Origin of the sequence: Bacteroides sp. 214, assembly GCF_010501015.1 — a bacterium.
Classification (GTDB): domain Bacteria; phylum Bacteroidota; class Bacteroidia; order Bacteroidales; family Bacteroidaceae; genus Bacteroides.
The window spans coordinates 1-1,465 of sequence record NZ_QVML01000031.1; the positions used below are offsets into that span (position 1 = coordinate 1).

General features: G+C 39.7%; 1 pseudogene. It reads right to left on the minus strand.

Annotated elements, in window-relative coordinates:
* A pseudogene (locus D0T50_RS13415) lies at positions 1 to 1,465 on the minus strand (RHS repeat-associated core domain-containing protein); the annotation flags it as partial.

The following is a 1,465-nucleotide window of genomic DNA, read 5'->3' on the forward strand; positions in this document are numbered from 1 at the left end:
TTTTAATTGAGAAAGATTATCATAGGTATAGAAGTATTTTCTATCATAAAACCAATTATTCCATAATATAGAAGAAATATCACCATTGTAACTATAATTTAATTCTTCTTCAAAAATTGGATTTATAATATTTGTAAGCCACGACCGAACATTATAAATGTAGTTATCAGATAGCCATGAGTTATCCATATTATGTCGTACCAACTTTTTTAATCTCCCCAATTCATCGTATGTCTTTTTAGCAATAGAGAGTTCAACTCTGGAATCCATTTTGTGCTTTGTTTCTGTTATCCGTCCGGCATGATCATATGTATAGGCATAACATAAGGTAATTGCGTTCCGCCCCGAAGCTGTATGTTCATGTTTACGTTTCAGTGGCTGTCCACTAAAATTATAACCGATGTATTCATGCTCCGTTCCACCCACATGATTAGTGCCTTTAGATTGTATCAAGCGCCCCCTATAATCATAATATAGCACGGTGTAGAGGTTTGTTGCATCTCCACTTACTTCGGCTACATACGTACCCGTAAGTAATCCTTTGCTACTATCAGAATATCGGCTGCCATAATCAGATTCGGGAGTTGTGTATCCCAATGAACCAAAACCACTGTACGATAGAAAATTATAATTGTCGTAGTAATTAACCGTAAGTATTTTAGGGTCATTAATTGTCATTGCATTCCCATTATTAGATGTTATTTGGTAGCCACGCAAATTTCCTGTAGCATTAGCTGTAGCCAAAATGTTGTGTATTTCGAAACGCCCATTAGTAATACTGGCATTATTGTTGACTTTTTTGCAGATGCCCGTTACACAAATACGTCCGAAAGCATCGGGTATACTAAACATCCACTCTCCTTTTAGACGCATTTCTCCGTCTTGCGTAAAGATGAGTTGGTCTGCTTTGTCGTAGATGTAATGTATCCAGTCGCAACCAGGTAGTTTCTTGGAAATACAGCGATTACGCTTGTCGTACTTGTACAGGTAGGCGTATTGTTGCAGATAAGTGTTTGATGGTGTCCAATCAGTATCAGCCGTCAGGTTATCTGCCGCCAAAGGTGGAAGAACTGCACGAAGATTGCCGTAACTGTCATACACGTAATAGGTGTCGTGATTCCCGCTACTTCCTATCTGTCGGGTCAGCACCACCTGCCCCAGCTTATCCTTAAATTCGTAAGTGATATTCTTTCCATCTTCGTCCGATACCTTGGTTACATAAAGCTGACCTGCTGCGTAGTTGTTGCGTTTCATAATGCGAATAGAATCCCGGATATTAATGGAATAGTAATAAGCACAAATATGAGCGCTGCTTCCGTTTGTCAAGTACTCTGTAGTTATTGCCTTTTTGTAATTGTGCCATCTGTCTCCCGGTCCGTATTGCTGTGTAACCCGATTAAGTGGCGAAGGCTCATAAACGGGGAATGAGTATGGTTTACTCTCTCCCGGGTAAGTAAATGGAACC